This is a genomic window from Sinomonas atrocyanea (assembly GCF_030812675.1).
GTDB classification, from domain to species: domain Bacteria; phylum Actinomycetota; class Actinomycetes; order Actinomycetales; family Micrococcaceae; genus Sinomonas; species Sinomonas atrocyanea_B.
Genome location: NZ_JAUSTE010000003.1, coordinates 298,941 through 323,593, shown reverse-complemented (window position 1 = coordinate 323,593; position 24,653 = coordinate 298,941). Strand labels below are relative to the sequence as shown.

At 72.9% G+C, this 24,653-nt stretch carries 26 protein-coding genes; 10 read left to right on the top strand and 16 right to left on the bottom strand.

Translation table 11 applies throughout. The features are described 5' to 3' along the window. Positions 1-163 precede the first annotated feature (163 nt). Positions 164-820 (bottom strand): hypothetical protein, encoded by a 657-nt coding sequence (locus tag J2W20_RS07315; RefSeq protein ID WP_307005802.1) that lies wholly within the window; start codon positions 818-820, stop codon positions 164-166. Positions 821-1,021: 201 nt separating this feature from the next. Here J2W20_RS07315 and J2W20_RS07310 point away from each other — a divergent pair, with 201 nt between their 5' ends. The 3 genes from J2W20_RS07310 to J2W20_RS07300 are packed head-to-tail and all read left to right on the top strand — an operon-like array spanning position 1,022 to position 4,101. Next, complete coding sequence (locus J2W20_RS07310) at positions 1,022-1,846, top strand: slipin family protein (protein ID WP_307005801.1); 825 nt, start codon at positions 1,022-1,024, stop codon at positions 1,844-1,846. A 15-nt stretch (positions 1,847-1,861) separates the two neighbouring features. Further along, a complete protein-coding gene (locus tag J2W20_RS07305) occupies positions 1,862-2,938 on the top strand; it encodes a hypothetical protein (protein ID WP_307005800.1) in 1,077 nt (358 codons plus the stop codon). Continuing rightward, positions 2,935-4,101, top strand: a complete 1,167-nt coding sequence (locus tag J2W20_RS07300) for a cytochrome P450 (protein ID WP_307005799.1) — start codon at positions 2,935-2,937, stop codon at positions 4,099-4,101. Before J2W20_RS07305 ends, J2W20_RS07300 begins: the two co-directional genes overlap by 4 nt. 15 nt (positions 4,102-4,116) lie before the next feature. Here J2W20_RS07300 and J2W20_RS07295 read toward each other — a convergent pair whose 3' ends face one another. Next, positions 4,117-4,848, bottom strand: coding sequence for a hypothetical protein (locus tag J2W20_RS07295; protein WP_307005798.1), 732 nt, complete (start codon positions 4,846-4,848; stop codon positions 4,117-4,119). A 170-nt stretch (positions 4,849-5,018) separates the two neighbouring features. Here J2W20_RS07295 and J2W20_RS07290 point away from each other — a divergent pair, with 170 nt between their 5' ends. The 4 genes from J2W20_RS07290 (at position 5,019) to map (ending at position 9,029) form a co-directional block, all read left to right on the top strand. After that, positions 5,019-5,735, top strand: a complete 717-nt coding sequence (locus J2W20_RS07290) for a response regulator transcription factor (RefSeq protein ID WP_307005797.1) — start codon at positions 5,019-5,021, stop codon at positions 5,733-5,735. Continuing rightward, positions 5,732-7,075, top strand: a complete 1,344-nt coding sequence (locus J2W20_RS07285) for a sensor histidine kinase (RefSeq protein ID WP_307005796.1) — start codon at positions 5,732-5,734, stop codon at positions 7,073-7,075. The genes J2W20_RS07290 and J2W20_RS07285 overlap by 4 nt, the downstream gene beginning before the upstream one ends. 138 nt (positions 7,076-7,213) lie before the next feature. Next, positions 7,214-8,218, top strand: a complete 1,005-nt coding sequence (locus tag J2W20_RS07280; RefSeq protein ID WP_307005795.1) for an FUSC family protein — start codon at positions 7,214-7,216, stop codon at positions 8,216-8,218. A gap of 28 nt (positions 8,219-8,246) precedes the next feature. After that, a complete protein-coding gene (gene map / locus J2W20_RS07275) occupies positions 8,247-9,029 on the top strand; it encodes a type I methionyl aminopeptidase (RefSeq protein WP_307005794.1) in 783 nt (260 codons plus the stop codon). Between the two features lie 60 nt (positions 9,030-9,089). Here map and J2W20_RS07270 read toward each other — a convergent pair whose 3' ends face one another. Next, positions 9,090-12,083, bottom strand: coding sequence for a transglycosylase SLT domain-containing protein (locus tag J2W20_RS07270; protein ID WP_307005793.1), 2,994 nt, complete (start codon positions 12,081-12,083; stop codon positions 9,090-9,092). Between the two features lie 157 nt (positions 12,084-12,240). Here J2W20_RS07270 and J2W20_RS07265 point away from each other — a divergent pair, with 157 nt between their 5' ends. Next, entirely contained in the window at positions 12,241-12,864 is a 624-nt protein-coding gene (locus J2W20_RS07265) for a hypothetical protein (RefSeq protein ID WP_307005792.1), read from the top strand. Positions 12,865-12,918: 54 nt separating this feature from the next. Here J2W20_RS07265 and J2W20_RS07260 read toward each other — a convergent pair whose 3' ends face one another. The 11 genes from J2W20_RS07260 to J2W20_RS07210 form a co-directional block, all read right to left on the bottom strand. Next, positions 12,919-13,785, bottom strand: a complete 867-nt coding sequence (locus tag J2W20_RS07260; RefSeq protein ID WP_307005791.1) for a sigma-70 family RNA polymerase sigma factor — start codon at positions 13,783-13,785, stop codon at positions 12,919-12,921. Positions 13,786-13,952: 167 nt separating this feature from the next. Next, positions 13,953-14,198 carry a carbon storage regulator gene (locus tag J2W20_RS07255; protein ID WP_307005790.1) on the bottom strand — a complete coding sequence of 82 codons (246 nt, stop codon included), beginning with the start codon at positions 14,196-14,198 and terminating at the stop codon, positions 13,953-13,955. 36 nt (positions 14,199-14,234) lie between these two features. Further along, positions 14,235-15,230, bottom strand: coding sequence for a hypothetical protein (locus tag J2W20_RS07250; RefSeq protein ID WP_307005789.1), 996 nt, complete (start codon positions 15,228-15,230; stop codon positions 14,235-14,237). After that, positions 15,208-17,244, bottom strand: coding sequence for a flagellar biosynthesis protein FlhA (locus J2W20_RS07245; RefSeq protein ID WP_307005788.1), 2,037 nt, complete (start codon positions 17,242-17,244; stop codon positions 15,208-15,210). The genes J2W20_RS07250 and J2W20_RS07245 overlap by 23 nt, the downstream gene beginning before the upstream one ends. Then, on the bottom strand, positions 17,241-18,410 hold the full coding sequence (locus J2W20_RS07240) for an EscU/YscU/HrcU family type III secretion system export apparatus switch protein (protein ID WP_307005787.1): 1,170 nt from the start codon (positions 18,408-18,410) through the stop codon (positions 17,241-17,243). Before J2W20_RS07240 ends, J2W20_RS07245 begins: the two co-directional genes overlap by 4 nt. Continuing rightward, on the bottom strand, positions 18,410-19,168 hold the full coding sequence (locus J2W20_RS07235) for a flagellar biosynthetic protein FliR (RefSeq protein WP_307005786.1): 759 nt from the start codon (positions 19,166-19,168) through the stop codon (positions 18,410-18,412). The genes J2W20_RS07240 and J2W20_RS07235 overlap by 1 nt, the downstream gene beginning before the upstream one ends. A gap of 7 nt (positions 19,169-19,175) precedes the next feature. Further along, positions 19,176-19,451, bottom strand: a complete 276-nt coding sequence (gene fliQ, locus J2W20_RS07230) for a flagellar biosynthesis protein FliQ (protein WP_307005785.1) — start codon at positions 19,449-19,451, stop codon at positions 19,176-19,178. Then, positions 19,448-20,293: a flagellar type III secretion system pore protein FliP gene (gene fliP, locus J2W20_RS07225; protein ID WP_307005784.1), complete on the bottom strand. Its 846-nt coding sequence runs from the start codon at positions 20,291-20,293 to the stop codon at positions 19,448-19,450. Before fliP ends, fliQ begins: the two co-directional genes overlap by 4 nt. Positions 20,294-20,322: 29 nt before the next feature. Continuing rightward, complete coding sequence (gene fliO, locus J2W20_RS07220) at positions 20,323-20,766, bottom strand: flagellar biosynthetic protein FliO (RefSeq protein ID WP_307005783.1); 444 nt, start codon at positions 20,764-20,766, stop codon at positions 20,323-20,325. Beyond that, positions 20,767-21,456 (bottom strand): flagellar motor switch protein FliN, encoded by a 690-nt coding sequence (fliN, locus tag J2W20_RS07215; protein WP_307005782.1) that lies wholly within the window; start codon positions 21,454-21,456, stop codon positions 20,767-20,769. Beyond that, on the bottom strand, positions 21,453-22,448 hold the full coding sequence (locus tag J2W20_RS07210) for a flagellar motor switch protein FliM (RefSeq protein WP_307005781.1): 996 nt from the start codon (positions 22,446-22,448) through the stop codon (positions 21,453-21,455). Before J2W20_RS07210 ends, fliN begins: the two co-directional genes overlap by 4 nt. A 103-nt stretch (positions 22,449-22,551) precedes the next feature. Between J2W20_RS07210 and J2W20_RS07205 the strand changes: the two genes are divergently transcribed. Then, positions 22,552-22,791, top strand: a complete 240-nt coding sequence (locus tag J2W20_RS07205) for a CsbD family protein (protein WP_307005780.1) — start codon at positions 22,552-22,554, stop codon at positions 22,789-22,791. 17 nt (positions 22,792-22,808) lie between these two features. On the opposite strand, the gene J2W20_RS07200 is transcribed toward J2W20_RS07205, so the two are convergent. Further along, positions 22,809-23,108 (bottom strand): hypothetical protein, encoded by a 300-nt coding sequence (locus J2W20_RS07200; RefSeq protein ID WP_307005779.1) that lies wholly within the window; start codon positions 23,106-23,108, stop codon positions 22,809-22,811. Between the two features lie 120 nt (positions 23,109-23,228). Next, on the bottom strand, positions 23,229-23,717 hold the full coding sequence (locus J2W20_RS07195; RefSeq protein WP_307005778.1) for a hypothetical protein: 489 nt from the start codon (positions 23,715-23,717) through the stop codon (positions 23,229-23,231). 159 nt (positions 23,718-23,876) lie between these two features. Between J2W20_RS07195 and J2W20_RS07190 the strand changes: the two genes are divergently transcribed. Beyond that, the gene (locus tag J2W20_RS07190; protein WP_307005777.1) at positions 23,877-24,614 is read left to right on the top strand and encodes a phosphotransferase family protein; all 738 of its coding nucleotides are present in this window, start codon (positions 23,877-23,879) and stop codon (positions 24,612-24,614) included. Positions 24,615-24,653 lie beyond the last annotated feature (39 nt).

Sequence of the window (24,653 nt, the reverse complement as noted above, 5' to 3'; positions counted from 1 at the left end):
GACTCGTAGTCGATCCAGACCGTCGCGCCATCCTCGCCGAGGAGCCCTTCGATCTCCTCGAGTGCGAGGTCCTCGCGCTCGACCTTGCCGTCGCGGTACAGGCGGGTACGAACCATTCCGCAATCCTAGTCAGGCCGACCTTGGGGCCAGCTGGGTCCGGGGGTCAGAGGCCGAGGACGTGGAGGGCAGTGGTCCAGTCGTGCGCGATGGCGGTCTGGGCGGCCGCGAGCCGGACCGTGTGCGCGCAGACGGCTCGGTGCAGCGTGTTCTCCACGGCGTCCTTGGGGTTGGTCGTGCCGGCGGCGCCGGGCCTGTTGGGTTCGGGCCAGAGGTTGGAGACGGAGTTCGAGCCTCCGAGCTCGAGGCTGACCAGATGGTCATACTCCGTCGTGGGGGACGCGCTCTCGCCGTACTCCCGCAGGCTCTCGGCCTTCACCTTCGCGGTGGCCGCCGACGACGGCCTCACGGCAGCGGTGTAGCCCGCCTTGCAGATGGTCGAGTCGATCGTGGCCTGCGTGACCGCCGGGTCCACCGCGCCCGGCGTGCAGGCCGGGTCGGGCAGGTACTTCCCCGCAGTCGCATCGACCGCCCGCGCCTGGCAGTGGCCGGGCGCCAGCTGCTCGTCGAGGGCGACCTGGGAGGGTGAGTGGACCTCCTTGATCTGCCCCTGGCCGGCGGGCTCCGACGGCTGGGCCGACGCCGGGGCGGCGTGGCCGCCGGCGTCGATGGCGGTCCCGATGGAGGCGGCGGAACAGGCGGTGGTTGCGGTCAGGAGGGCGGCGACGGACGACGCGGAGGCAAGGAGGCGGAGAGCATTCATAGCCCTCCATATGTAAGCCGTGCGCGGCGGAGCCCGGCGTCGGCGCGCCGTAACGGTGGGCAGGCCGGGGCCGACGTCTTGCGTGCTCGAGGGCCGTCCGCCCCTAACCCTTCCGGCCGGCCGCGGGGAAGATGGACGCCAGGACCGTTGCGCTGCCCGACGGGGAACCTCCTGCGGTCCGCGCTCCAAGGAGGGATCGCGATGGACGCCGTCTCCCTGACCGTCCTCATCATCGTCATCGTGGTGGTCCTCGTCGCGGCGAGGATGTCGGTCCGGATCGTCCGGCAGTACGAACAGGGGGTCCTGTTCCGCCTCGGCAGGGTCGTCGGGGTGCGGCTGCCCGGGCTCCGGTTCATCATCCCGGTCGTCGACCGCCTGCCCCTGGTGAGCCTGAGGATCGTGACCATGCCGATCCAGTCGCAGGGCATCATCACCCAGGACAACGTCAGCGTCGACGTCTCGGCCGTCGCCTACTACCGGGTGGTGGACGCCGTGAAGTCCGTCGTCGCCATCGAGAACGTGGCCGCCGCCATCGACCAGATCGCCCAGACCACCCTCCGCAAGGTGGTGGGCCAGCACACGCTGGACCAGACGCTCTCGGAGACCGGCCGCATCAACGCCGACATCCGCCAGATCCTCGACGTCCTGACCACCGATTGGGGCGTCGAGGTCACCCTCGTGGAATTGAAGGACATCCAGCTGCCCGAGAGCATGAAGCGGGCCATGGCGCGGCAGGCCGAGGCCGAACGGGAGAAGAGGGCCAAGATCATCGCCGCGGAGGGGGAGGCGATCTCAGCCACAGCCCTGGGCCAGGCCTCCGACACGATGATGGCCCACCCGCTCGCCCTGCAGCTGCGCAACCTCCAGAGCCTCGTGGAGATCGGGGTCGACAAGAACACCACGGTGGTCTTCCCCGCCCCGCTGATGAGCATGATCGGAGAGCTGTCGGCCTTCATCGCCCGGGAGAACCAGGCCGCCTCGACCGTGGCCCCCGGCGATGCGAAGTCCCCCGTCAAGGCCGCGTGAGGCGTGCCGATGGACATGACGTCAGCCCCTGCCCTCCCCGGAGCCCCAGTCCCGGCGCGCCGGGCCACCACGGCAGCCGAGGACACCCTGTCCCTCGTGGCCGGGCTGTGGCTCCTGACCGGGACCTACGTCGACGGATGGGCCCACAACAACCTGGCGCACCTCGAGACGTTCTTCACGCCGTGGCACGCGGTCCTGTATTCGGGCTTCGCAGCGAACGCGGTGTGGATCGGCTTCCTCGTGTGGCGCCGCCGCCGTCGGGGGAGCCGGTGGATGGACGCCGTCCCCGCCGGCTACGGAGGGGCCGCCATCGGCGTCGTCCTCTTCCTCGTCTCCGGGGTGGCGGATCTCGCGTGGCATTCGGTGTTCGGCATCGAGCAGGACATCAAGGCGCTCTTCAGCCCCTCCCATCTCGGGCTGGCCACGGGCGGCTTCCTCATCCTGGGCGCACCGTTTGCTGCCGCCACTGCCGCGCCGCCCGGACGGACGACGCCGGCCCGGCTCACCACGGCCCTCGTCAGCGCCGCCCTGTGCGGCATGGTCGCCATCTTCATCCTCCAGGAATTCGCGGTCTTCGCGCGCCACGGGCTCATCCAGACCTACGGGCCGCCCGTCGGCGGGGTCAGGCCCGTCCTGCCGGCAACGTCGGCGAGCACCATCGTGGCCCTGGGCTCGTTCCTCGTCTCAACGGCCGCGCTCTTCGTCCCCATCCTGCTGGCGGCGTCCCGGTGGCGGCTCCCGGCCCTCGTGCCGGCGCTGCTGACCTTCGTGCCGTCGGTGGCCCTGCAGGCCATGGTCGCGTTCCGCGACGCGCGGCTTGTCCTCGCGGCGGCCGTGGGTGCGGCCCTGGTCTGCCTCACGTGGCTCGTCCTGAGGCCACGTCCGGACCGGCGCGTCCGCCTGCGCGCCGCGGCGGCCCTCGCGCCCCCGCTCTTCTGGGGCCCCTACTTCGCGGCAGTGGCCTCCGCGGACGGTCGGCTCAGCTTCTCCCCGGAGATCTGGGCCGGAATCCTCGTCTGGACCGCCCTCGAAACGCTGGCGATCGCTGCGCTCCTCGTGCACCGTCGCCCCGATGCCCTGGAGGAACCATGAGCCTCGTGTCCGAACTGCCGGCACGTTTCGACCCCTTCCCGCTCTACCGGGAGCTCCGGGAGGACTCCCCCGTGCTGTTCGACGCCGCACAGGGTGTCTGGCACCTCTTCCGGTACGACGACGTCCAGCGGGCGCTCTCCGAGCACGCCGTCTTCTCCTCCAGGATGCGGGGAGGCCGAGAGCCGGACCAGGACCACCTCTTCGCCTCGAGCCTCATCAGCACGGACCCTCCGAGGCACCGCCAGCTCAGGTCCCTGGTCTCCGAGGCGTTCACACCGCGGGCGGTGGCCGCCCTGGAACCGCGCATCTCCGAGATCGTCGAGGAGCTCCTCGACCGGGTGGGCGCCACGGGCTCCATGGACCTCATCGACGACTTCGCCTATCCGCTGCCCGTGATCGTCATCGCGGAGCTCATGGGCATCCCCGCCGAGGATCGCGACCGCTTCAAGCGGTGGTCGGACACCGTGGTGAGCCAGGTCCGCGACTACGAGGACAGCCCCGGCCGGACGGCGGCGCAGCAGGAGATGGCCGAGTACTTCTTTGCCATGATCGAACGACGGCGGCGCGATCCGGGAGAGGACCTCATCAGCCGGCTGCTCGCCGCGCAGGTCGACGGCGAGCACCTGAGCGTGATGGAGCTGTTGGGCTTCTGCGCCCTGCTGCTGGTGGCCGGCAACGAGACGACCACCAACCTCCTCGGCAACGCCGTGCTGACGTTCGCGGAGTGGCCGGGCACGATCGACCGGCTCCGGGCCGAGAGCGGAGCCCTGCCCTCGGCGATCGAGGAGGTGCTCCGCTTCCGCTCGCCCGTCCAGTCCATGTTCCGGGTCACCACCCAGGACACCGTGGTGGGCGGCACCGCAATCCCCGCCGGGTCCCGGCTGGCGGCCTGGATCGGCTCGGCGAACCGCGACGGCCGGCAGTTCCCGGATCCGGACGCCTTCACCCTCGAGCGGCACCCGAACCGGCACCTCGCCTTCGGGCAGGGCATCCACTTCTGCCTCGGGGCGCCCCTGGCCCGGCTCGAGGCCCGCGTCGCCCTCTCCGCCCTCCTGGCCCGCCTGCCGGGCCTGTCCCTCGCGCCGGGCGCGCCCCTGGAGCGCATCGACAGCACGATCATCTTCGGGCCCCGACAGCTGCCGGTGCACTGGCAGCCAGCCTGACGCCCGGGAGGCCGCTCAGCTCCCGGCGCTGGGAGACGGCGACGGGGAGGCCGGAGCCGACGGCGCGGGAGCCGACGGCGAGGGCGAGACAGGAGCCGATGGCGAGGAGGAACTCTTCGGCTTCGCCGGGGCCTTCTGGATCGCCTCGGCGAGCTTCTTGACGCCGGCGCCGTAGGTCCCGTCGAGCGCGTGCGCCTTGATGGCCTGCGCATCGGCGACCTCCTGCCCGGGCGCGGCCCCCGCCAGGGTCCACAGGTCATCGCGGAGCTTCGCGGGGAGGTGCCGGAAGGCCGCCGGGAAGCGGTTGGCGGCGGCCCGGGCCACGGCCTGGGCATGCTGGCCGTACTGGGCGCTCCCGTCCTGGCGGATCACGACGGCGAGCACGCGCCGGAGCGCGGCCCTCGCCGGATGCTTCGCGGAGGAGGCAGCCGCGCTCGGCGACGGCGCTGCACCCGCCGCCGCGGGGACTGCCGGCTGGAGGAGCGATGCGTCCTGGACGGCAGCAGCTCCAGAGTCCGCCGCAGCGACGTCCGCGCCGAGGCCGTCGAGCGAGGTCAGGCCCGCCAGCGACTCGTCCGCCTGCGGCTGTGGTGCCTGCGCGGCCGGGACCGGGGTGCTGTGGGCCTGGAGTGCGACGGCCGTGCCGCCGCCCGCAAGGAGCACGGCGGCGAGCGCGGAGGCGGCGCCGGTGGCCCAGCGTCGGCGGGGGCGCCGCGGGAAGGTGGCGGGGTCTGGCTGGGGGAACATGATGGTGCCTTTCGGAGCGCGGTCGGTGGCGGCCCGGATCGGACCTGTCCGCCGATCCGCTGCCCAGCATGGCGAACCCAGGCAAGCGGGGTGTTCGGCGGATGTTCGGGGAATGTAAAGTCGGCGCCCAGCGGCGGCCGCCACGCGCCGTCGTGCGTTTGAATGAACCTGTGGAAGATCGCAGCGGCAGCACCGGCGAGGGACGGGGGCTGGTCCTCGTGGTCGAGGACGAGCACGCGATCGCCGACCTCGAGCGCCTCTACCTCAGCCGCGCCGGCTATGGGGTGCACGTCGAGCGCGACGGCGGGGCGGCGCTCGCGCGGGTCCGGCAGCTGCGGCCGGTGGCGATCGTGCTCGACGTCGGGCTGCCGGGGCTCGACGGGGTCGAGGTGTGCCGGCGGCTGCGGGAGGCCGGCGACTGGACGCCGGTGATCTTCGTGACCGCGCGCGATGACGAGGTGGACCGGGTGCTCGGCCTCGAGCTCGGGGCCGACGACTACCTCACCAAGCCGTTCTCCCCGCGCGAGCTCGTGGCGCGGGTGAAGAGCCTGCTGCGGAGGGCGGCCGGCCCTCGGCCGCCGCGCGTGCTGGGGGTAGGGACAGTCCTGCTCGACCTCGAGCGGCGCACGGCCGAGGCGGACGGCCGGCCCCTCTCCCTGACGGCGATGGAATTCGATCTCCTCGCCCATCTCATGTGCGAACCCGGGCGCGTCTTCAGCCGCGAGCAGCTCCTCGCGGCCGTGTGGGGCCAGGCGGACTACGGCGGCGGCCGGACCGTCGATGTGCACGTGGCCCAGCTCCGCGCCAAGCTCGGCGCAGCGAGTCCCCTCCGGACGACCCGCGGGGTGGGCTACAGCGTCTCGGACGACCCGGACCGGCGCCCGTGAGGGGCTGGTTCGGGTCCCTGCACTTCCGGGTCACCGTGGTCATGGCCGCCGTCGCCGCCGCCGCAACGCTCGTCGCGGGCCTCGTCGGGGCCCAGCTGATCCGGTCCGCGGCCGTCGACCAGGCGCGCTCGAGCCTGGCCCGGGAGGCCACCGCCCTCAGCGCCTCGGGCAGCGTGACCGACTTGGCCTCCCTGCGCGAGCTCGCGTTCGGAGAGGCCGGCCGGATCGCGCTCATCCAGCCGGACGGCACCGTCACCGGCGCGGGGCGGCGCCTCGTCAGTGCCGACGCCGCGGCGAAGGTCCGGGCCGGCCGGGCGGTGTCGCAGACCGAGATCGTCGCTGGGACCCCCGTGGTCGTCGAGGCCCGGCCCATCGCGGCCGGCGGCGGACTGGTCCTCGCCGAGCCGGTCTCCGCCGTGACGCAGGCCGCCGGCCCGCTCGTGGCACGCCTCGCCTGGGCCCTCGTCCTGGGGTTCGTGTGCGCAGTGCTCGGCGGGGCTCTCGTGGCCCGCTGGGTCGCGACGCCGCTCACCCGCCTGGCCTCCGCCGCGCGGCGGCTGGCGGGGGGCGAGCGGGGGGTCGCGGTCGACGGCGGCGGGCCGGCTGAGATCGACCAGGTCTCCCGCGCACTGGCGGCCCTCGACGGATCGCTCGCGACGAGCGAGGCACGCCAGCGCGAATTCCTGCTCTCGGTCTCGCACGAGATGCGTACCCCCCTCACGGCCCTCCAGGGGTACGCGGAGGCGCTCGCCGACGGAGTCATCCCGGCCGAGGAGGTCCCGCGGGTGGGCAGGACCCTCTCCGCGGAGACCGAACGGCTGGACCACTTTGTCCGGGACCTGCTCGAGCTCGCCCGCCTCGAAGCGGACGACTTCCGCATCGACGTCCACGAGGTCGACGCCGCGGAGCTGCTGCCCGCCGTCGTCGAGGCGTGGCGCGGCGTGTGGGAGCCCGCGGGGATCGCGATGCGGGCCGAGGCAGCCGGCTCGCTCCGCGTCGACACCGACGCGAGGAGGCTCCGGCAGCTTCTGGACGGCCTGGTCGAGAACGCCCTGCGCGCCGCGCCCGCCGGCGCCCCGGTGGTGCTGGCCGGACGCCGGGAGCCCGGCGCCGTGGTGCTCGAGGTGCGGGACGGCGGTCCCGGGCTGAGCGAGGAGGACGTGGGCAGGGCCTTCGACCGCGGCGCGCTCCGCGACAGGTACGCCGGCGAGCGTAGGGTGGGCACCGGGCTCGGCCTCTCCATCGCCTCGCGACTCGCCTCCCGGCTCGGGGCCGAGCTCGCCGCCGGCCATGCCCCGGAGGGCGGCGCGGCGTTCGCACTGCGGATGCCCGCGCTCTGACCGTCGGTGCCGGCCCGTTCTGGACACCCGGGCCCTGCGCCCCGGCGCCTATGCTGGACGCAGCAGGGATCCCATGCCCTGCGCCAGACGCAGGTGTCCCACCGGCGGATGGCGCGGTGGCAACGAAGGGAGTGCTCGGTGCGGCTGCTGGTGGCGCGTCTGCGCGCCTTCGCGTCCCTCGGCCCCGCGGAGGAGGACCACTGGCCCGCCCTGCGGATGGTCCTGGGCGTCGGAATCCCCACGGCCGCGCTCCTCGTGGCCGGACACCCGGAACTCGTGATCGACGCAGTCTTCGGCGGCTTCGCCGGAATGTACGGTCGCGGCACGAACCGGTCGGTCCGGCTGCGGCACCAGTCCGCGGCAGGCGCGCTGCTCGTGGCCGGCGTCGGGCTCGGATCCGCGCTGTCCGCCCTGCAGGCCCCGGCCGTGACGCTCGTTCTCGCGGAGGCAGCGTTCGCTGGACTCGCCTCGCTGGCCGCCGATCGCGTCGGGTTCCGTCCCGCGGGCCCCTTCTTCGCCCTCTTTGCCTTCGGAGCGTGCGCCGCGCTCGACCGCGCCGACCCTGGCGTCGCGACCGCGGTGGCCCTCGCCGCGGCCGTGTTCGCCATCGCGATCGGCGCCTCGTCGCGCCGGGCCGCGGTGCGCCCCGCGGTCAGACCGCCCCGGGTGCCTCCGTCCCCGCGGAGGGCCGGCGGCTACGTGCTCGCGGTCTCGGCGGCCGGCCTGGCAGCGCTGGCGCTCGGCATCGGGCACCCCCACTGGGCCATGGCAGGCGCCGCGGTCCCCCTCTCGGCCACCGGCTTCCACGGTCGGCTGCGGCGGGGCCTGCACCGAGTGGTCGGCACGCTGGCCGGGCTCGGCCTGACGGGCGCGATCCTCGCCTTCCACCCCACGCCGCTCGTCATGGGCGCGCTGGTCGTTGCGCTGCAGTTCCCCACCGAGCTCTTCATGGCCCGCCACTATGCCCTGGCCCTGTTCTTCTTCACGCCGCTGATCCTGCTCATGACGCGGCTCGCGCTGCCCGGGCCGGCGCAGGCCCTGATCGCGGACCGGGCCGTCGAGACCGTCCTGGGAGTACTCGTCGGGTTCGCGGTGGTCCTCATCGACGCGGGACTGCCGCGCCGCGTCCGGGCGATGGGCTAGGGTCAAGGAGCACAACGAGAGGCATCACATGGTCGAGATCCTGAGCCCCACGGAGCTGGAGCGGGCGAGGCGCACCGGGGCGCTCGTCGCGGACATCCTGCAGGCCCTCAAGGCCCGCAGCACTCCTGGCACCAACCTGCTCGACATCGACGGCTGGACGCGGGCGATGATCGCCGACGCCGGGGCGCTGTCCTGCTACGTCGACTACGCGCCCCCGTTCGGCCGGGGACCGTTCGGGCACTACGTCTGCACGGCCGTCAATGACGCCGTGCTCCACGGGATGCCCCACGACTACGCGCTGGCCGACGGCGATCTGCTCACCCTCGACCTCGCCGTCACCAAGGACGGGATCGCCGCGGACTCGGCGATCAGCTTCCTCGTAGGCGAGTCGGAGCGGCCGGAGAGCACGGCGATGATCAGGGCCACCGAACGCGCCCTGGATGCCGGCATCACCGCAGCGGTGCCCGGGGCCCGCATCGGCGACATCTCGAACGCGATCGGGAGCGTCCTGGGCGCCGAGGGCTATCCGGTCAACACCCAGTTCGGCGGCCACGGCATCGGAACCAGCATGCACCAGGACCCCCACGTGCCCAACAGCGGACGGCCGGGCCGGGGCTACCGGCTGCGGCCTGGCCTGCTGCTGGCGCTGGAGCCGTGGATCATGGAGGACACGGCCGAGCTCATCACTGACGCCGATGGGTGGACCCTGCGCAGTGCCACGGGATGCCGCACGGCCCACAGTGAACACACGATCGCCATCACCGAGGACGGTGCCGAGATCCTGACGCTGCCGGCGGACCTCCGCCGCTAGAGGCACATCGTGGAGGGGTCGGGGGCCCTCCTCGGCGAGGCCGCGGCCGTCGCCCGGCGCTCAGAACTTGGCCATGCGGGCCTTGACCTGGGCGACGTAGACCTTCGTGTCGTCGTACATGCCGCGGCTCTGGACCGATCCGAGCCCCTGGTAGTAGCCGGCGATGGCCTCGTCCAGGTTCTTCGCCTCCGCGGTGAGCCACCGGAGCATTGCGACGCCGCCGGCTATGTTGTCTGCCGTCCTGTTCAGGTCCAGTGTGGGACGTCCGGTCATCCCGGCCAGCCAGTCGCGGTTGGCGGGCATGATCTGCATGACACCGATCGCGCCCACTGGAGAGGTGACGTTCTGGCGGAAGCTGGACTCCTGCTCGGCGACCGCGAGGGCCAGGGCCGGGTCGACGCCCATCTGCACGGCGGTCTGGCGGACCATGGACTGGATCTGGGCTGCCGTCTCAGTGTTCACGGCGGGCGGCGGGGTCGGCGCGGGGGCAGGGCTCGGCGTGGGGGCAGGAGCGGGCGGCGGGGCGGGGATCGGTGTGACCGTCCCGCTGGCCGCGCCCACCGACGCGATGACCTTGATCCCGGAGCTCCTGTTCCACTCGATCCTTCCACCCTCGAAGTTCTGGGCGACGCCGCCGCTGATCGCGTACTCGCCGCTGGTGGGATAGCCCATCTTGCCGTTCTCGTAGCCCATGCTTCCCCAGGCCGCCCGGATGGCGCCCATGGACTCGTGCGCCCCGGTCTTGGGGGACCACATGACGGCGCCGCCCTCGTACTGCTGGTAGACGCCGCCGTTCTTCAGTCCGCCGATCTCGCCGCTCGTGGGGTAGCCGAGGGCGCCGTCCTGCGCACCCATGCTGGTCCAGACTCCGCGGATCGCCCCGAGGGACTCGTGTGCCCCGGTCCTCGGCGACCAGACGATGGTCCCGCCCTGGAAGGACTGGGAGACCCCACCGCCCCTGAGCCCGGAGGCTTCCCCCGAGGTGGGGTAGCCGAGCTTCCCGTTCTGGGAGCCGAGGCTTGACCAGGCGGCACGGATGGCGCCGACCGATTCGAAGGCTCCGGTCGCCGGGGAGAACACGATGGCACCGCCCTCGTAGGACTGGGAGCTGCCGCCGCCCTTGAGGCCGGTGATCTCGGCGGAAGTCGGATAGCCGAGGTCGCCGTTCTGGGCCCCGAGCTTCAGCCACCTGTCGCGGAGCGGGCCCGTCGACTCGAAGGCGCCCGTCTGGGGCGACCACACGATGGCCCCGCCCTCGTACATCTGGGAGACGCCGCCATTCCTCAGCCCGCCGACCTCGCCCGAGGTCGGGTAGCCGAGCCTGCCCTTCTCGAGGCCGAGCCGCTGCCACGCGCCGCGGATCGCACCCATGGACTCGAAGGCGCCCGTCTGGGGCGACCACACGATGGCCCCGCCCTCGTACATCTGGGAGACGCCGCCATTCCTCAGGCCGCCGACTTCGCCCGAGGTCGGGTAGCCCATCTTTCCGTCCTCGAGGCCGAGCCGCTGCCACGCGCCGCGGATCGCCCCCTTCGATTCGAACGCACCATTCTGCGGTGACCAGACGATCGCACCGCCCTGGTACATCTGGTACACGCCGCCGTCCTTGAGGCCGCCGATCTCATCGGACGTGGGGAAGCCGAGCGACCCGTTCTCGAACCCGAGCCGCTGCCACACGCCGCGGATCGCCCCCTTGGAGACCCGGGCTCCCGCGGAGGGGGTCCACACCACGGCCCCCCGCTGGTACATGTGGTAGAGGCCGCCGTCCCGGAGGGTGCCGATGCCGCCGAAGCCCGGCCCCAGCCCGAACTGCGCGGCCTTCGCGTCCATCAGGGCCGCCACGTTCTCCGGCACGGCGCCCTTGGAGGTGATGCTGACCGTCGCGGAGGCGGCGCCGGCGGCGTTGATGCTCACGCGGGTGCCCCCGGCCGTGGTGAAGGTCTGGCCCGGCTGCCAGGCGAGGTTGGCTGCATAGACGCCGGAGAACGGTTTGGTGGTGGGCGGGATGAGGAGCGACTCGCTCTCGTCGAGGCCGCCCTTGATGATCTGCACTCCCTGGTTGCCCGCCAGCGCCGTGGGCGCGTCGTACCCGACCGGCGCCCGGTACTGCAGGTAGTACCACTCGCCGGTGGAGGGGTCCTTGAACTTGGCTGCACGGCGCGGGGCCCCGCCGGCCCAGGGCGTGAGGGTGTACGTGGAGGCCGCGCCGGGGGTGCCGATGTTGGCGATCTCGTCCCCGCGGCCCATGCCCCCGTACTCGTAGAGGTAGGCGTTCAGCTGGGGCTGGCTGTACCGGGAGATGCCCATGAGGTCGGTGCCGTCCCCGTACCCGCGGGTGCTGCAGGAGGTGTCCGCGAAGCGGGCCCCGGCCCGGACGGCGTCCACGGCCCCGTTGCTGCACTGGAGCGTGTTGGCGTGGCCGATCCCGAGGATGTGGCCCATCTCGTGCGCGGTCACGGGCCCGGTGAAGCTCGAGGGCCGCGGCAGCAGGATCCGCCCGCTGGTCTGGCTCGCCGCCCAGCCGGCCCCGAGGTTCCCCTTGCTGCCGGAGACCAGGATGTCGTCACGCGGCACGGCGAGCAGGAGGACTGTCGAAGAGCCGGGAGTCCAGCCGAGTTCGCGGGACACCGTGCTCATGATGGTGCCGAAGTCGTCGCCCGAGGAGGCCGAGGTCTTGAACCCCGCGACGACCTTGGTGACGCGCAGGCTGATGCGGCCGGCGGACATGGCGGACCAGTAGCTGCTCGCGGAGGCGACCGCGTTGCGGTAGGCGGTCACGTCGAGGGCCGCAGCGTCTGCGGCGCTCTTGTCCTTGGTCTGCAGGGTGACGATCGTGACGCCCACCTGGGCCGCGCGCTGCGGGTAGCCGGCGGTGACAGCTGCGGCGAGGGCGGCGTGTGCGGGTGCTCCTCCGAGCAGGGACGGCGCCAGCGCGACCGCCAGCGACGCGGCGGTGGAGGCGACGGCGCGCGCGTTCTTGGCAGCGTGGCCCCCCAGGGCATCGCTCCTGGGCCTCCCGGCGGGCTCGGCGCGGTGCTTCGGACTGCGGCGCATTGGGTAGTCCTCCATGGGCGACTGGTTCCAGTGCGAATACTACGGTGAATTTGACATGTACAACTAATTCCCGGCCATTTCCCGGTCCCGCTCGCTTTGACATGTACAATCAGGCGTGCCCGGGAGGGACAGCCCGGGACCGAGGAGACATGCCCGCATGAGCCACATCAGCCCTGCCATTGCCGCGATCGTGCTGGAGGAAGGCGACCGCTTCGCGCTGCTCGCCGGCGGCGAGGAGCGCACCGGCACGGTGGCCGGCAGGACCGACACCGGATGCCTCCGCTTCACAGACGACGCCACCGGACGCACCGTTCTGGCCGACCTGTCCCACTGGGACGCGGTGCGGCTCGACAGCACGAGGCTCGCCCGGCGCCCCGACATCCGCCCGCACTGGCTGCGCGACGAGATCGCCGCGGACCCGGGCATGCTCGGCCTGGGGGCCCTGCGGCACGCTCCCCTCTGCCCGCGGGGCATCCACAGCCTCATCCTGGACGACCCGGCGACGGGGATCCGGTACGCCGTCGACGTCCAGCACGGCTCCTGCGACGAGGACCAGCTGGCCCGCTCGTCTGCCGCTGCGCGGGCCGAACAGCACCGCAGCCCCCACACCACCGTGGTCCCGGTCGTGGTCGCCGAACGGATCCCCGTGTCCGTGCGGGCCAGGGTCGAGCTCGGTATCGAGGCGAGGGCTACCGACATGGGCCGGGGCATCAGCCTTGAGCTCGTCCCGGTTCCGAAGGAGTGCCCCGCGCCGTTCGCAGGGCTCATCGGCGCCGCCTGAGCCGGCGCCGCCGCTGCCGCGAGGGGCCGCGGGGCCGTGTGGCCCGGCGGGCCGCTACGACTCCGCGGCGAAGACCGCAGGACCGGCGAACGCGCGGGCGGCCATGGAGGCGGCCTCGCGCCGGAGCCCGCCCCGCCGGATGCCGTTGGCGGCGGCCGCGAAGGCCTCGAGGTACGGCACCATCCTCGCCGAACCGGTCGCCGGGGCCTGAACAGCCCCGAGGAGCTCGGGGCTGTTCAGGGCCTCACGGTCGGAGAAGTGCCGCTCGAGGCCCTCGCGCAGCAGCCGCATCGCCTCGCTGCGCTGCTGCGAGACGGCGGAGGAAGTGATGCCAAGCTCGGCGGCGACATCCTTGACGGCACGGCCCTCGAGGTAGATCGCGGTGACAATGGAGCGCAGCCGCTCGGGAAGCGCCTGCACTGCGGCCCGGAGGTACTGCGTGCGCTCGGCCGCAAGCACGGCATCCTCCGGCGCGACCGCCTCGGCCACGAGCGCCTCCGCGGCGTCGTCGAGGGCCCCCACGGTGCGGGAGGCGTCGGCGAAGGTGTCCCGCACCTGCTCGCGGGTGAGCCCCAGGGCGGTGGCGAGCTCGTCCTCGGTGGGCTGCCGCCCGAGCCCGCCGGCGAGCGCCTCGGCGGTGGCCTGGACGGCCTTGATGCGCTTGCGCGTGCCGCGCCCCGCCCAGTCGAGCGAGCGCAGCTCGTCGGAGAGCGCGCCCGTGATGCGCCGCCTGGCGTAGGCGCCGAAGGGGACGCCGGTCGAGGGGTCGTAGGAGTCCGCGGCCAGCACGAGGCCCAGCGCACCCACGGAGGCCATGTCCTCGCGCGAGAGGTGGGTGGCCCGCGCGCACAGGTCGGAGACCAGGTAGCCGACGAGCGGCAGATTCTGCAGGACGAGGCTGTTGCGCTCTCCGATATCCACGTGCACCCCTGTGAGACCAAGCCGGCGTGAAGCCCATGGAGGGACATCGACGACCCCAGCCGTCACCTCATTGGACATGTACATTCTTATCCTGACAACGTTGTACATGTCCATTCGCCGCGCGTGACACACCGTGTCATGCGCGAAAAAAGGGGTGACGCCGCCTCTCAGGCCTTCTCGGTGGGCACGGCAGCGGGGGGCAGGCCGCGCAGCACCTCGGCGGCGTCGGCGTGCGTCGCGGCGCGGTTCGCATCCGCCACGGCCTCGAAGATCTCCTCGCGCTTGACCGTCAGGTGGCGCGGTGCCTCGATGCCGATGCGGATGCCCTCACCGCCTCGGCTCTCGAGGAACGTGATGACGATGTCCTCGCCGATCATGATCTTCTCACCGGGCTTGCGGGTCAGGACGAGCATAGTGTTCCCTTCCGTGGGTAGCGGGCGTGGCGCCCTCTAGAGCACCGTCCGTGGTGCTGGCGATCCGTCCACCCAGCCTAGGGGAATCCCCAGGCGGTTGACGGTGTGGGCTGTGCGGGTCTCCCCTGCGCCGAGGACCGCGAGCGCGTCGACCGGCAGGGTGCCGCGCACCCGGTCGGTCCACTCCGCGGTGTCCTCCGGCTTGTGGCGCGCGTCCACCGCGAGCCAGACCTGGTCCGCGGCGAGCTCGGCGGCGGCCTCGAGGTGGGGCAGCCCGTCGGCGAACGGGCCGAGCGAGCAGGCAACGAGGACGGCCCTGCCCTCCTCGACGGCGGCGGCGCGCGCCGCGACGGCATCCCACCGGCGGTCGAGGTGCGGCCGACCCGCGAGGCCGACGGCGCCCGCCCCGTACAGCTCCCACCCCGTCTTCGGGCCGGGGTGCTCCGCGGGCCCGAACTGGTCGACCGGCCCCGCGTGCTCGGCCATCGACTGCACCACGTCGCCCGCCGCTCCCCCGACTCCGAGGACCAGGACGAGGTCGCCGGGGGCGGAGAGCGGCGTGGGGACCGCGCCGGCGTCGACCTCGCGGCGCAGCCGCTGCAGGAGTGCGTCGAAGTCGGTCGCCTCGGTTGAGACGGCTCGGTGGGGCCGGTCTGCGGCAGGTGCCCCGGCAGCCCCGGGACCTCCGCCTTCACCAGGGTCGGCGGCGGGTCCGGGGCCGTGAGTCCTGGCGGGCCCGTGCACCGTGCGGAGGGCGTCCTCGGCGCTCTCCGCCTCCTCCAGCAGCGCGGCGATCCCGGTGCGGGCCGTCAGCAGGTGCGGGAGGGCAGGGCCGGCCGCCGGGGTGGGTGCCCCGACCTCGTCCGGGACGTGGACCGTGACCTCGATGTGGCGGCGTCCGAGGAAGCCGCCGAGGCCGCTGTCGAGGACGCGCTCGGCCCGGACGATCCGTGCCGCGGCGCCGTAGGTCTGGACGGCCTCGCGGGCGAGGTCGTCGAGGGAGGCGCCCCTAAGCTGGAACTGCTGAGCCAAGGCGCACCACCCCGATCGTCTCGATAGCCAGCTCCGCGGACGTCACCTCAGCGTAGGAGAGCACCGGGACGCCGGCGGGCGGGTGGGGCACGAGCCGGCGCAGCGCCGGCCTCAGCATCGGCGCGCACACGAGCACCGCGGCCCTGCCGGCGGACTCGGCGGCGGCCACGGCGGAACTGAGCGAGGTCAAGATCGCGTCGAGCTTGCCGGGGTCCATCACGAGCTGGGTCCCGGTCTCCCCTGGGCGCAGGTCCTGGACGAGGGTCTGCTCGAGCACCGGCTCCACGGTGATGACGGAGAGCCTGCCGTTCTCGGCGAACCGCGCGACGAGGGCCGGCCCGAGGGCCAGCCGCGCCGCCTCGATGAGGCCTTCGGGATCGGCGGAGGCCTTGGCCCGCAGCGCGAGGGCCTCGTAGATGCGGGTGAGGTCGTTGATGGGCACCTGCTCGGACAGGAGGCCCTGGAGCACGCGGTGGAGCTCGCCGAGGGTCAGCAGCGCCGGGGTGAGCTCCTCGACCGCCGCCGGGCTCGTGGCCCGTACCCCCTCGGTGAGCACCCGGACGTCCTCGCGCGAGAGGAGGCGGGCGGCGTTGGCGGTCACGATCGAGGACAGGTGGGTGACGAGCACGCTCACGCGGTCGATGACGGTGGCACCGGTCATCTCGGCGCTGTGGCGCATCTCCGCGGGGATCCACTTGCCGGCGAGGCCGAAGACGGGCTCGACGATGGCGGTCCCGGGCAGCGCGTCGAGGAAGTCGCCGAGCGCGAGGAGCCTGCCGGTGGGGGCGGTGCCGCGCCCGGCCTCGACGCCGGCGACCCGGATGGCGTAAGTGGCCGGAGGGAGCTCGACGCTGTCGCGGGTGCGCACGGCGGGGATGACGACGCCGAGGTCCATGGCGACCTTGTGCCGCAGCGACTTGACCCGGGCCAGCAGGTCGTCCGGCGAGCCGCCCACGAGGTCCACGAGGTCCGGGGCGAGCAGGATCTCGAGCGGATGGACACGCATCTGCTCGAGGAGCAGCTGGTTCGGGTCCGGCTCCGGTGCGGCGTCCGCGGAGGCGGCGGCAGCAGCGGCGTCGTCCGCGGGCTTCACCCGGCGCGAGGCGAGGATGAGGACGGCGCCGACGCCGAGGAAGGGCAGCGGCGGCATGCCCGGGATGAGCGCCATGACCACGGCGGCGCAGCCCGCGATGAGCAGGGCGTTGCGGGACTGGGAGAGCTGCTTCGACGCGGCCTGGCCGAGGTCCGCCTCGGCATTGGAGCGGGTGACGATCATGCCCGTCGAGACGGCCATGAGCAGGGCGGGGATCTGGGTGACGAGCCCGTCGCCCATGGTCAGGAGGCTGTAGGTCCCCACGGCGTCGCCGAGGGACAGGCCGCGCTGGGCCATGCCCACGCCGATGCCGCCGACGATGTTCACCACGATGATCACGATCCCGGCGATCGCGTCTCCCTTGACGAACTTCGACGCGCCGTCCATGGCGCCGTAGAAGTCGGCCTCGGCGGAGACCTCCGCGCGCCGCTGGCGGGCCACGACGTCGGTGATGAGCCCGGCATTGAGGTCGGCGTCGATGGCCATCTGCTTGCCCGGCATGGCATCGAGCGTGAACCGGGCCCCGACCTCGGCCACACGCTCGGCGCCCTTGGTGACCACGACGAACTGGATGACCACGAGGATCACGAACACGACCGCGCCGATGATGAGGGACCCGCCCACGGTGACCTTGCCGAACGCGGCGATGACCTGGCCCGCGAAGCCCTGCCCGAGCACGAGGCGCGTGGAGGCGACGTTGAGGCCGAGCCGGAACAGGGTCGCGACGAGCAGCAGGGAGGGGAACACCGAGAAGTCGAGCGGCTTCTTCACGAACATGCTCGTCAGCAGGATGACCAGCGCGAGCAGGATGTTGCACACGATCAGGACGTCGAGCAGCGGCGCCGGGACGGGCACCACGAGGAGCAGGACGATGCCGACGATCCCGATCGGCACGGCGAGCCGGGAGAGGGTGCGGTTCACAGCGGGGCTCCTCGGGTGGGAACGGGCGGGGCGGGCGGGACAGCAAGCGCGGGCGGGACACCAAGCGCCGAGCGCCCCGCAAGCACCGCCGGCCGCTGCGGGACGGTGTGGACGCCGGCCGCCGCGCCGCGGGCCTTGAGGGCCATGACGAACGCGAGGACGCCGGCGACGGCGGTGTAGAACTCGAGCGGGATCTCCTGCCCGAGCTCGCACGCGCCGTGCAGGGCCCGGGCGAGCGGGACGTCGCGGACCATGGGGACGCGCTCCTTCTCGGCCTCCTCGCGGATGCGGGCGGCCACGGTCCCGGCGCCCTTGGCGACGATGCGCGGGGCGGACTTGCCGGGCTCGTAGCGCAGGGCCACGGCCACGTGGGTCGGGTTGACGAGGACGACGTCGGCACTCGCCACGGCGGCGATCATGCGGTTGCGGGACATCGCCAGCTGCCGGGAACGTCGCTGGGAGCGGACGAGCGGGTCGCCCTCGCTCGTCTTCGCCTCCTCCTTGACCTCCCGCTTGGTCATCCGGGTCTTGGTGCGGTTGCGGCGCATCACGACCGCGACGTCCGCGATGGCGAGCAGGACGCCCGCCGCGACCGCGAACTGCAGCAGCGATGCCGCGCCGTTGCCCGCTTCGGCCAGCAGGCCCGTGATCGGGAGTCCCCCGGCGGAGAGCAGGACGGGCACGAGGCCCTGCACCACGTTCCACAGCACGAGCCCCACCACGGCGGTCTTCGCGAGGGCCTTCACACCGCCCCAGAGGGCCTGGACGCCGAACATGCGCTTGAGCCCCTGGGCGGCGTTGAAGTTCTCGAACGAGGCCTTGAACCGCTTCACGTGCACGCCGCCCTGCAGGGCCGAGCCGGCGAGGACCGCGGCGAAGACCGCCGCGACGAGCGGCCCGACGGTGCCGGCGAGGGAGCCGAACCCGTCGGTGAGCGCCGCGACCGCCTTGGCGGGATCCGGGCTCGCCGCGACGGAGGCGGCGGTGAACAGCTGGGCGGCGCCGGCGTCCGCGGCGCGGGAGACGGTGGAGGGGAGCATGATGGCCCCGACGCCGACGGCGAGCCACGCGGTGAGGTCCTGCGAGCGGGAGAGCTGGCCCTTGGACCGGACCTCGCGCAGGCGCTTGTCGGTGGCCTTCTCGGTGCGCTCCTGGGAGTCCGCCATCACCTCACCCCCATCAGGAGGGAGGCGGCCTGCTGGGCGAGCGCGGCGACGACCCGGGGCAGGGCGAGGAACATGACGCCGGCAAGGCCGAGCGTGATGAGGACCTTGAGCGGGAAGCCCATCTGGAACGCGTTGAGGGCGGGGGCGACGCGGGTGAGGAGGCCGAGCCCCACGTCGGCGAGGAAGAGGACGGCCATGAGCGGACCGGCGATCTGGACGGCGGAGACGAACATGCCGGTCGCCGCGGTGGCCATGGCCGCCACCGGCTTGGCCAGATCGAGGCCGCCGCCGAGCGGGATGGCAGTGACGCTGCCGGTCAGGCCCGCGAGGACCACCTGGTACCCGTCCGAGGAGAACAGGAGCGCGAGGGCCGCCATCTGCACGAGCCGGGTGAACTGGGCCCCATTGACCATGCTCTGCGGGTCGTAGCCCTGCGCGAGCTGGAACCCGCCGGAGAGGTCGATGAGGGAGCCTGCAGCCTGGAGCGCGGCGAACACGAGGTAGACGAGGAAGCCGAGGGCGAGGCCGGTGACGAGTTCGAGGACGAGTCCGGTGACGAAGCCGGCCGTGTCGAGCGGCTGCCGCCCGGCGGCCGCGCGGGAGGACACGGCGAGCCCGAGCCCCACGCCGAGCATGGCCTTGATGCGGGCCGGGAACGCGTTGTGGGAGAACGGGGGCGCGATGAAGAGGAATGCCGTCATGCGGACCGCGGCGAGCATGACGGCCTCGATCCAGCCCTGGTCGATGGGGATGTCCATGCGGCCCTCACGCCGATCCGAGGAGGGAGGGGATCCTGGCGAAGAGGTCGTTGGTGAAGGAGACCATCTCGGAGATCATCCAGTGCCCGCAGACCACGAGGGCCACGGCCACGGCCACGGCCTTGGGCACAAACGAGAGGGTGGCCTCCTGCAGCTGGGTGATCGACTGCACGAGGGAGACCGCGAGCCCGACCACGAGGGCCGTCACGAGGACCGGGGCGGAGAGCTTCGCCGCCGCGAGGAGGCCCTGGAGCAGGATGTCGAGGACCGCGGAGGTGTTCACGAGGGACCTCCGTGGTAGCTCTGGATGAGCGCGGTGATGATGAGCCCCCAGCCGTCCACGAGGACGAACAGCAGGATCTTGAACGGCAGCGAGATCATCACCGGCGGGAGCATCATCATGCCCATCGACATGAGCGCGGCGGAGACCACGAGGTCGATGATGAGGAACGGGATGAAGATGACGAACCCGATGATGAACGCCGAGCGCAGCTCCGAGATCATGAACGCGGGGATGAGGGTCTGCAGCGGGGTGGCCGCGGGGCTGGCGGGGTTCTCGAGCCCGGCTGCCCGGGTCATGAGGGCGATGTCCTCCTGGCGCGTGTGCGCGACCATGAACTTGGACAGCGGCCCGCTGGCCGCCGTGAACGCGTGGCCGAAGTCGAGGTGGCCGCCGAGGTAGGGCTGGACGGCGAGGTTGTTGATGTCGCTGACCACCGGCCACATGATGAATAGGGACAGGAACAGGGCCAGGCCGGCGAGGACCTGGTTGGGCGGCACGGACGCGAGCCCGAGCGCGTTCCGGGTCATCGCCAGGACCACGAAGATCTTGGTGAACGAGGACATCATGAGCAGCAGCGCGGGCGCGACCGAGAGCAGCGTGATGCCGATGAGGGTCACGACCGCGGAGGACGGCGCGTTGTCCGGCGTGTTGATCTGCAGGGTCAGTCCGCCGCTGCCGCCGGGGGCGGCCGGGGCGGTCGGGTCGCCGGGGCCAGCCGGGGCGGTGGGCTCGAGCGGCAGGCCGGCGGCGTGGCCCGCCGCGGCCCCGGCCAGGAGGAGCGCGAACGCGGCGAGGGCCGCGAGGGCGAGGAGCACGACGGCGTGGGGCACCCACGCGGGCACCCGCGCCCTCCCTGTGTCCAGCGAGAGGGTCACGGCCGCCGCCCGGCGCGCAGCGCGCCGGCTGCGAGCCGCCACGTGCCGGGATCGAGGATGGAGCCGGCCAGCGGTGCCGGCTGCTCAGCGAGCCGTCCCTGCTGGGCTGCCAGCTCGGCGTCGAACGACGCCGCGTGGCGGGCCGCGCGGCGGGTCGCGGCGGCGGGTGCCTCAGCCTCGACGGGTTCCGGGGCCGGGGCCTCGGCAGTGTGCAGGACGCTGATGCCGTGCTCGGTGACGCCGAGCATGAACCGCTTCCCGTCCGTGTCCACGAGCACCACGGAGGCCTTGGGCCCGACGCTCTGCCGGGAGACGACGCTCAGTGGCCTGCCCTTGGCCGCCGCCGGCCCGCGGCGCAGGCGCCGGTACAGGAGCCACATGACCCCCAGCACGGCGCCGAGCGAGACGAGGACCCGCAGGCCCAGCATGAGCGAGTCCATTCAGCGCTGGGCCTCGGCGGTGTCGAGGATCCGCGAGATGCGCACGGCGTAGTCCTGGTCGACGACGACGACCTCGCCGAGCGCGATCCGGCGCCCGTTGAGGAGCACGTCCACGGGCGCCCCGGCCGAGCGGTCGAGCTCGATGACCTTGCCCGGTTCCATGGCGAGGGCCTCGCGGATGCTCATGCGGGTGCGGCCGATCTCCACCGTCAGCGCCATCTCCACGTCCTGGATGCGCCCGAGCCGGTCTGCGAACGTCCCGGGGTCCTCGGCCTGCCAGGCCTCGTCCGCGAGCCGCACGGCGAACCAGCCGAAGGGGGCTGCGCCGTCGGAGATCTCGTATACCGCGACGCCGTCGGCGTCGGGTCCGCCGGTGAGGAGCCCTGCCGGGTCTCCCTCGACGAGCTCGGACAGGACTCCGTCGCCGAGCGCCGCGGCGGCGCGTTCGAGCGCGGGCCGGAGCACCGCCGTCGTGCGCGCGGCCGGCCCGCCGCCCGCCTCGGCGACGAAGCCGGTGTCCACGAGGCCGAGCGCGATCTCCGCCGTGGCGGGCCCGATGAGGGAGGCCGAGACCACGGCTGCCACGGGGGCGGGAACCCCTGCGGCCGGTCCGGAGACGCGCAGGCCCGGGACGGGGAGGGCGGCCGCGAGCTGCTCGGCGGCAGAGGCGGTGCGGGCCGGGGTGCTCACGGGCGGTACTCCTTGATGGCGACGGCGGGGTGGGATGCCGGGGGGTGGGGTGTGGCAGGGTGCGAGGCGGGCACAGCGGCCGGCCTCTGGGGCGCGGCGTCGGGCGGTGGCGCGGTGAGCGCGACGATGCGGGCCGCGGCCCGGGACCCGCTGCGGACCACCATCGCCTGGGCGAGGTCCCGCCCACCCACGCTCACGCGGAACGGCTCGCGTTCGTGGTGGGGCAGCGAGATGGTGTCGCCGACGGCGAGGGCGAGGACCTGTTCCGGAGTGATGGTCGCCTCCGCGAGCCGGATGGCGACCTCGACGGGCACCTCGGCGAGCTGGCGGCGCACCAGCTGGGGGGCGTCCTCGGCGCTGGCCACCGGGTTCACGGCGCCCAGCTGCGGCAGCAGCGCGTCGGCGGGGATCGCGACCGTCACCGCGGTGGCCGACTCCCCTACCCGGACGGTGAACGCGACGACCACCATGAGGTCCGCGGTCGCTGCCGCCTGGGCGAACTGGGAGTTGTGCTGGATGGACTCGACCCTGGCCGTGGCGGGCAGGAGCGGGCCGAGCGAGTAGGCGAGGACGTCGAGCGCCTCGTCCACGAGGTTCTTCACCAGCGCGTGCTCGAGGGGGGTGAATTTGCGTTCGAGGCCGGCCGTGTCCACGTGGCCCCCGAGCATCCGGGCCACCCAGCCGAGGGCGGCCGGGGTGGGGAACTGGACGACCATCTTGGCCGGGTGCTCGCCGAGGACGCAGCGGACCATCGTGGTCACGGGGACGAGGGAGGCGACGTACTCGTCATAGGTCTGCACCAGGAGGGACTCGGTGGTGACCGTGGACTTGGTGCGGACCTTCGCGGTCAGCTGGGTGCCCCACTGGCGGGCGAACGAGTCGAAGGCCGCCTCGAGGATGCGGCTGTGCTCGCGCGCGAGAGTGGTGGGACGCCGGAAGTCGTACGGCTCGGCGGTTTTGGCCTGGGGCATGCCGAGGTCCTGCGCAGTCACGCCCTTCACTATCGGCAGGCGGCGCGGCGCGGTAAGGGGCTCTGGCCGGTTCCGCGGACGCGGAGTAGCGTCATTCCCATCCACACCGTCAGGAGGATCTGCCATGGGACTCGAGGACAAGTTCGACGCCGCCGCAGACAAGCTCAAGGGCAAGGTCGAAGAAGCGGTGGGCAGGGCCACCAACGACCGTTCGAAGGTGGTCAAGGGCAAGATGGACCAGGCCAAGGGCGGCCTGAAGGACACGGTCGCGGACCTCAAGGCCCACGCGAAGGACAGTGCGGACGAGGCAGCCAGGGACCGCCGGCGCACCGGCGAGACGGGCGGGGACCGGCTCGCCCCCTAGGCCGGCCCCTTCCCCGTCTACTCTTCCGGTCCCTCGTCTTCTCCGGCGGAGGGGTACCCCTCTTCCTCGGCTCCGGCCGGGTAGTCCTCGTCGCTGCCCGGAATCCCCTCGGCCTGCTCCAGCAGGTCAGCCTCCGAGGCCTCGGCGTCCATGCGGGGCCGGGACGCCTCCTCGGACGGGAGGACCGGGGCGTGCTGCTCGGCGTAGTCAGCCTCCGGTGCCTCCACCGGCGGGCTGCCGACAGGATCGGCCTGCGCCGCGGGCTCCGCCGGAAGGGCCTGCTCGAATGCATCGGCCTCGGGCTTTTCCTCAGTCATCGCCATGCCTCCAACTGTGTGTTCCGGTGGTACCCCCAGTGCGTTCCCGGCCCACGGCGTCCCCAAACCGCCCGCAGGCGCACGTCCTCAAGCCGGCTCGCACACCACGAGCGGGTCCATCTAGCCCGCGAAGGTAAGGCTGACGGTGAGCGGTGCCGAGGGGAACTGGGTGCCGATGGTGGAGGACTGCGCGCCGAGCGCTGCGGCGGTGGGGCGGAGCGGGCCGGCGAGCACGATGGCGATCGAGCCGAGGACGGCGACCACCTTCGTCGCGGCGGTCGCCAGACCGTGGTGCCAGGGGCTCCTCGGCGCGTAGACACGGGCCACGACGTAGGACGCCAGGGCCGCCCACGCCTGGACCGCCGCATAGACGCCCAGGGCACCGTCGCGGTCCAGGGCCGTGCGGTCTGGGGTGAGCCGCCCGTCCGACTCGACGTCGCGCCGGCATTCCTCCAGCACCCGCGTAACCAGCCGGACGACGTCCTCCTCGATCTCCCCGACCCACGCGCTGATGTCGGGAAGCCTCTGGTCCGCCTCGGCCAGCTCGCGCTCGAGGGAGTCGATGCGCCGCTCGACCTCGGTGCGGAGTTCCTCGCTGGGCCCGTTCATGGCGCTCCCCTTCGCGTCGCGCACCTCTCGCCTCCGTGGAGCACCGATTCTGCACGCTGCCAGTGCCGTGGTCCAGAGTCGAACGGCCCAGACGCCCCTGGCCCCCGTCGGGCCGCGGGCCCCCTGGTGCTCGAGGGGAGCCCTGCGATGATGGCGCGCATGGAGAACGTCGAAGTCGTCGTCGCCCATCAGGCCCGCGCCACCGTGAGGGTCGGCGACGTGTTCCTGAAGATCGACGCCGACCAGGCGCACCTCGACACCGAGGTCGCGGCCATAGCGCTCTCGCCGATCCCGGCCCCGGAGGTCCTGTGGCAGCAGCCGTCCGTGCTGGCGCTCAGGGCCGTCCCCGGAACGGCCCTCGGCCGGCTCGGGGAGCCTTCGCTCGCCTCCGCCCCGGCGTGGTCAGCTGCAGGCGAGACCGTGCGGGCGCTCCACCAGGCCCCGCCTCCGCCGTGGAAGGCCCGGAGCCTGGAGGACATCGCAGAGCGCCTCGACGAGGAGTGCCGGCTGCTCATCGGCTCGGGCATCCTCCCAGCCGCCCTCGTCACCCGGAACCGCCAGATCGCCGAGACGGCGCTGCGGCCGGTCGCACCAGTGTTCATCCACGGAGATCTGCAGCCGACCCACGTGTTCGTCGAAGGCGAGCGGATCACGGGCGTGATCGACTGGTCAGAGGCTGGCCGAGGCGACCCGGTGTTCGACCTCGCCACCCTGACTCTGGGCCACCCGGAGCGCCTCGGGAACGTCCTTGCCGGCTACGGCGGAGACGTGGACGCCGAGGCGGTCCGGGCGGCGTGGTCGCTGCGGAGCCTGCTGGCCGTCCGGTGGCTGGTCGAGCATGGCTTCGATCCCGCCGCACCGGGCGCCGAGATCGATGTGCTCCGGGCCCGCATGTGAGCGGCGCGGGTGCCCTGCCAACAGCGCCCCCTCCCTGGG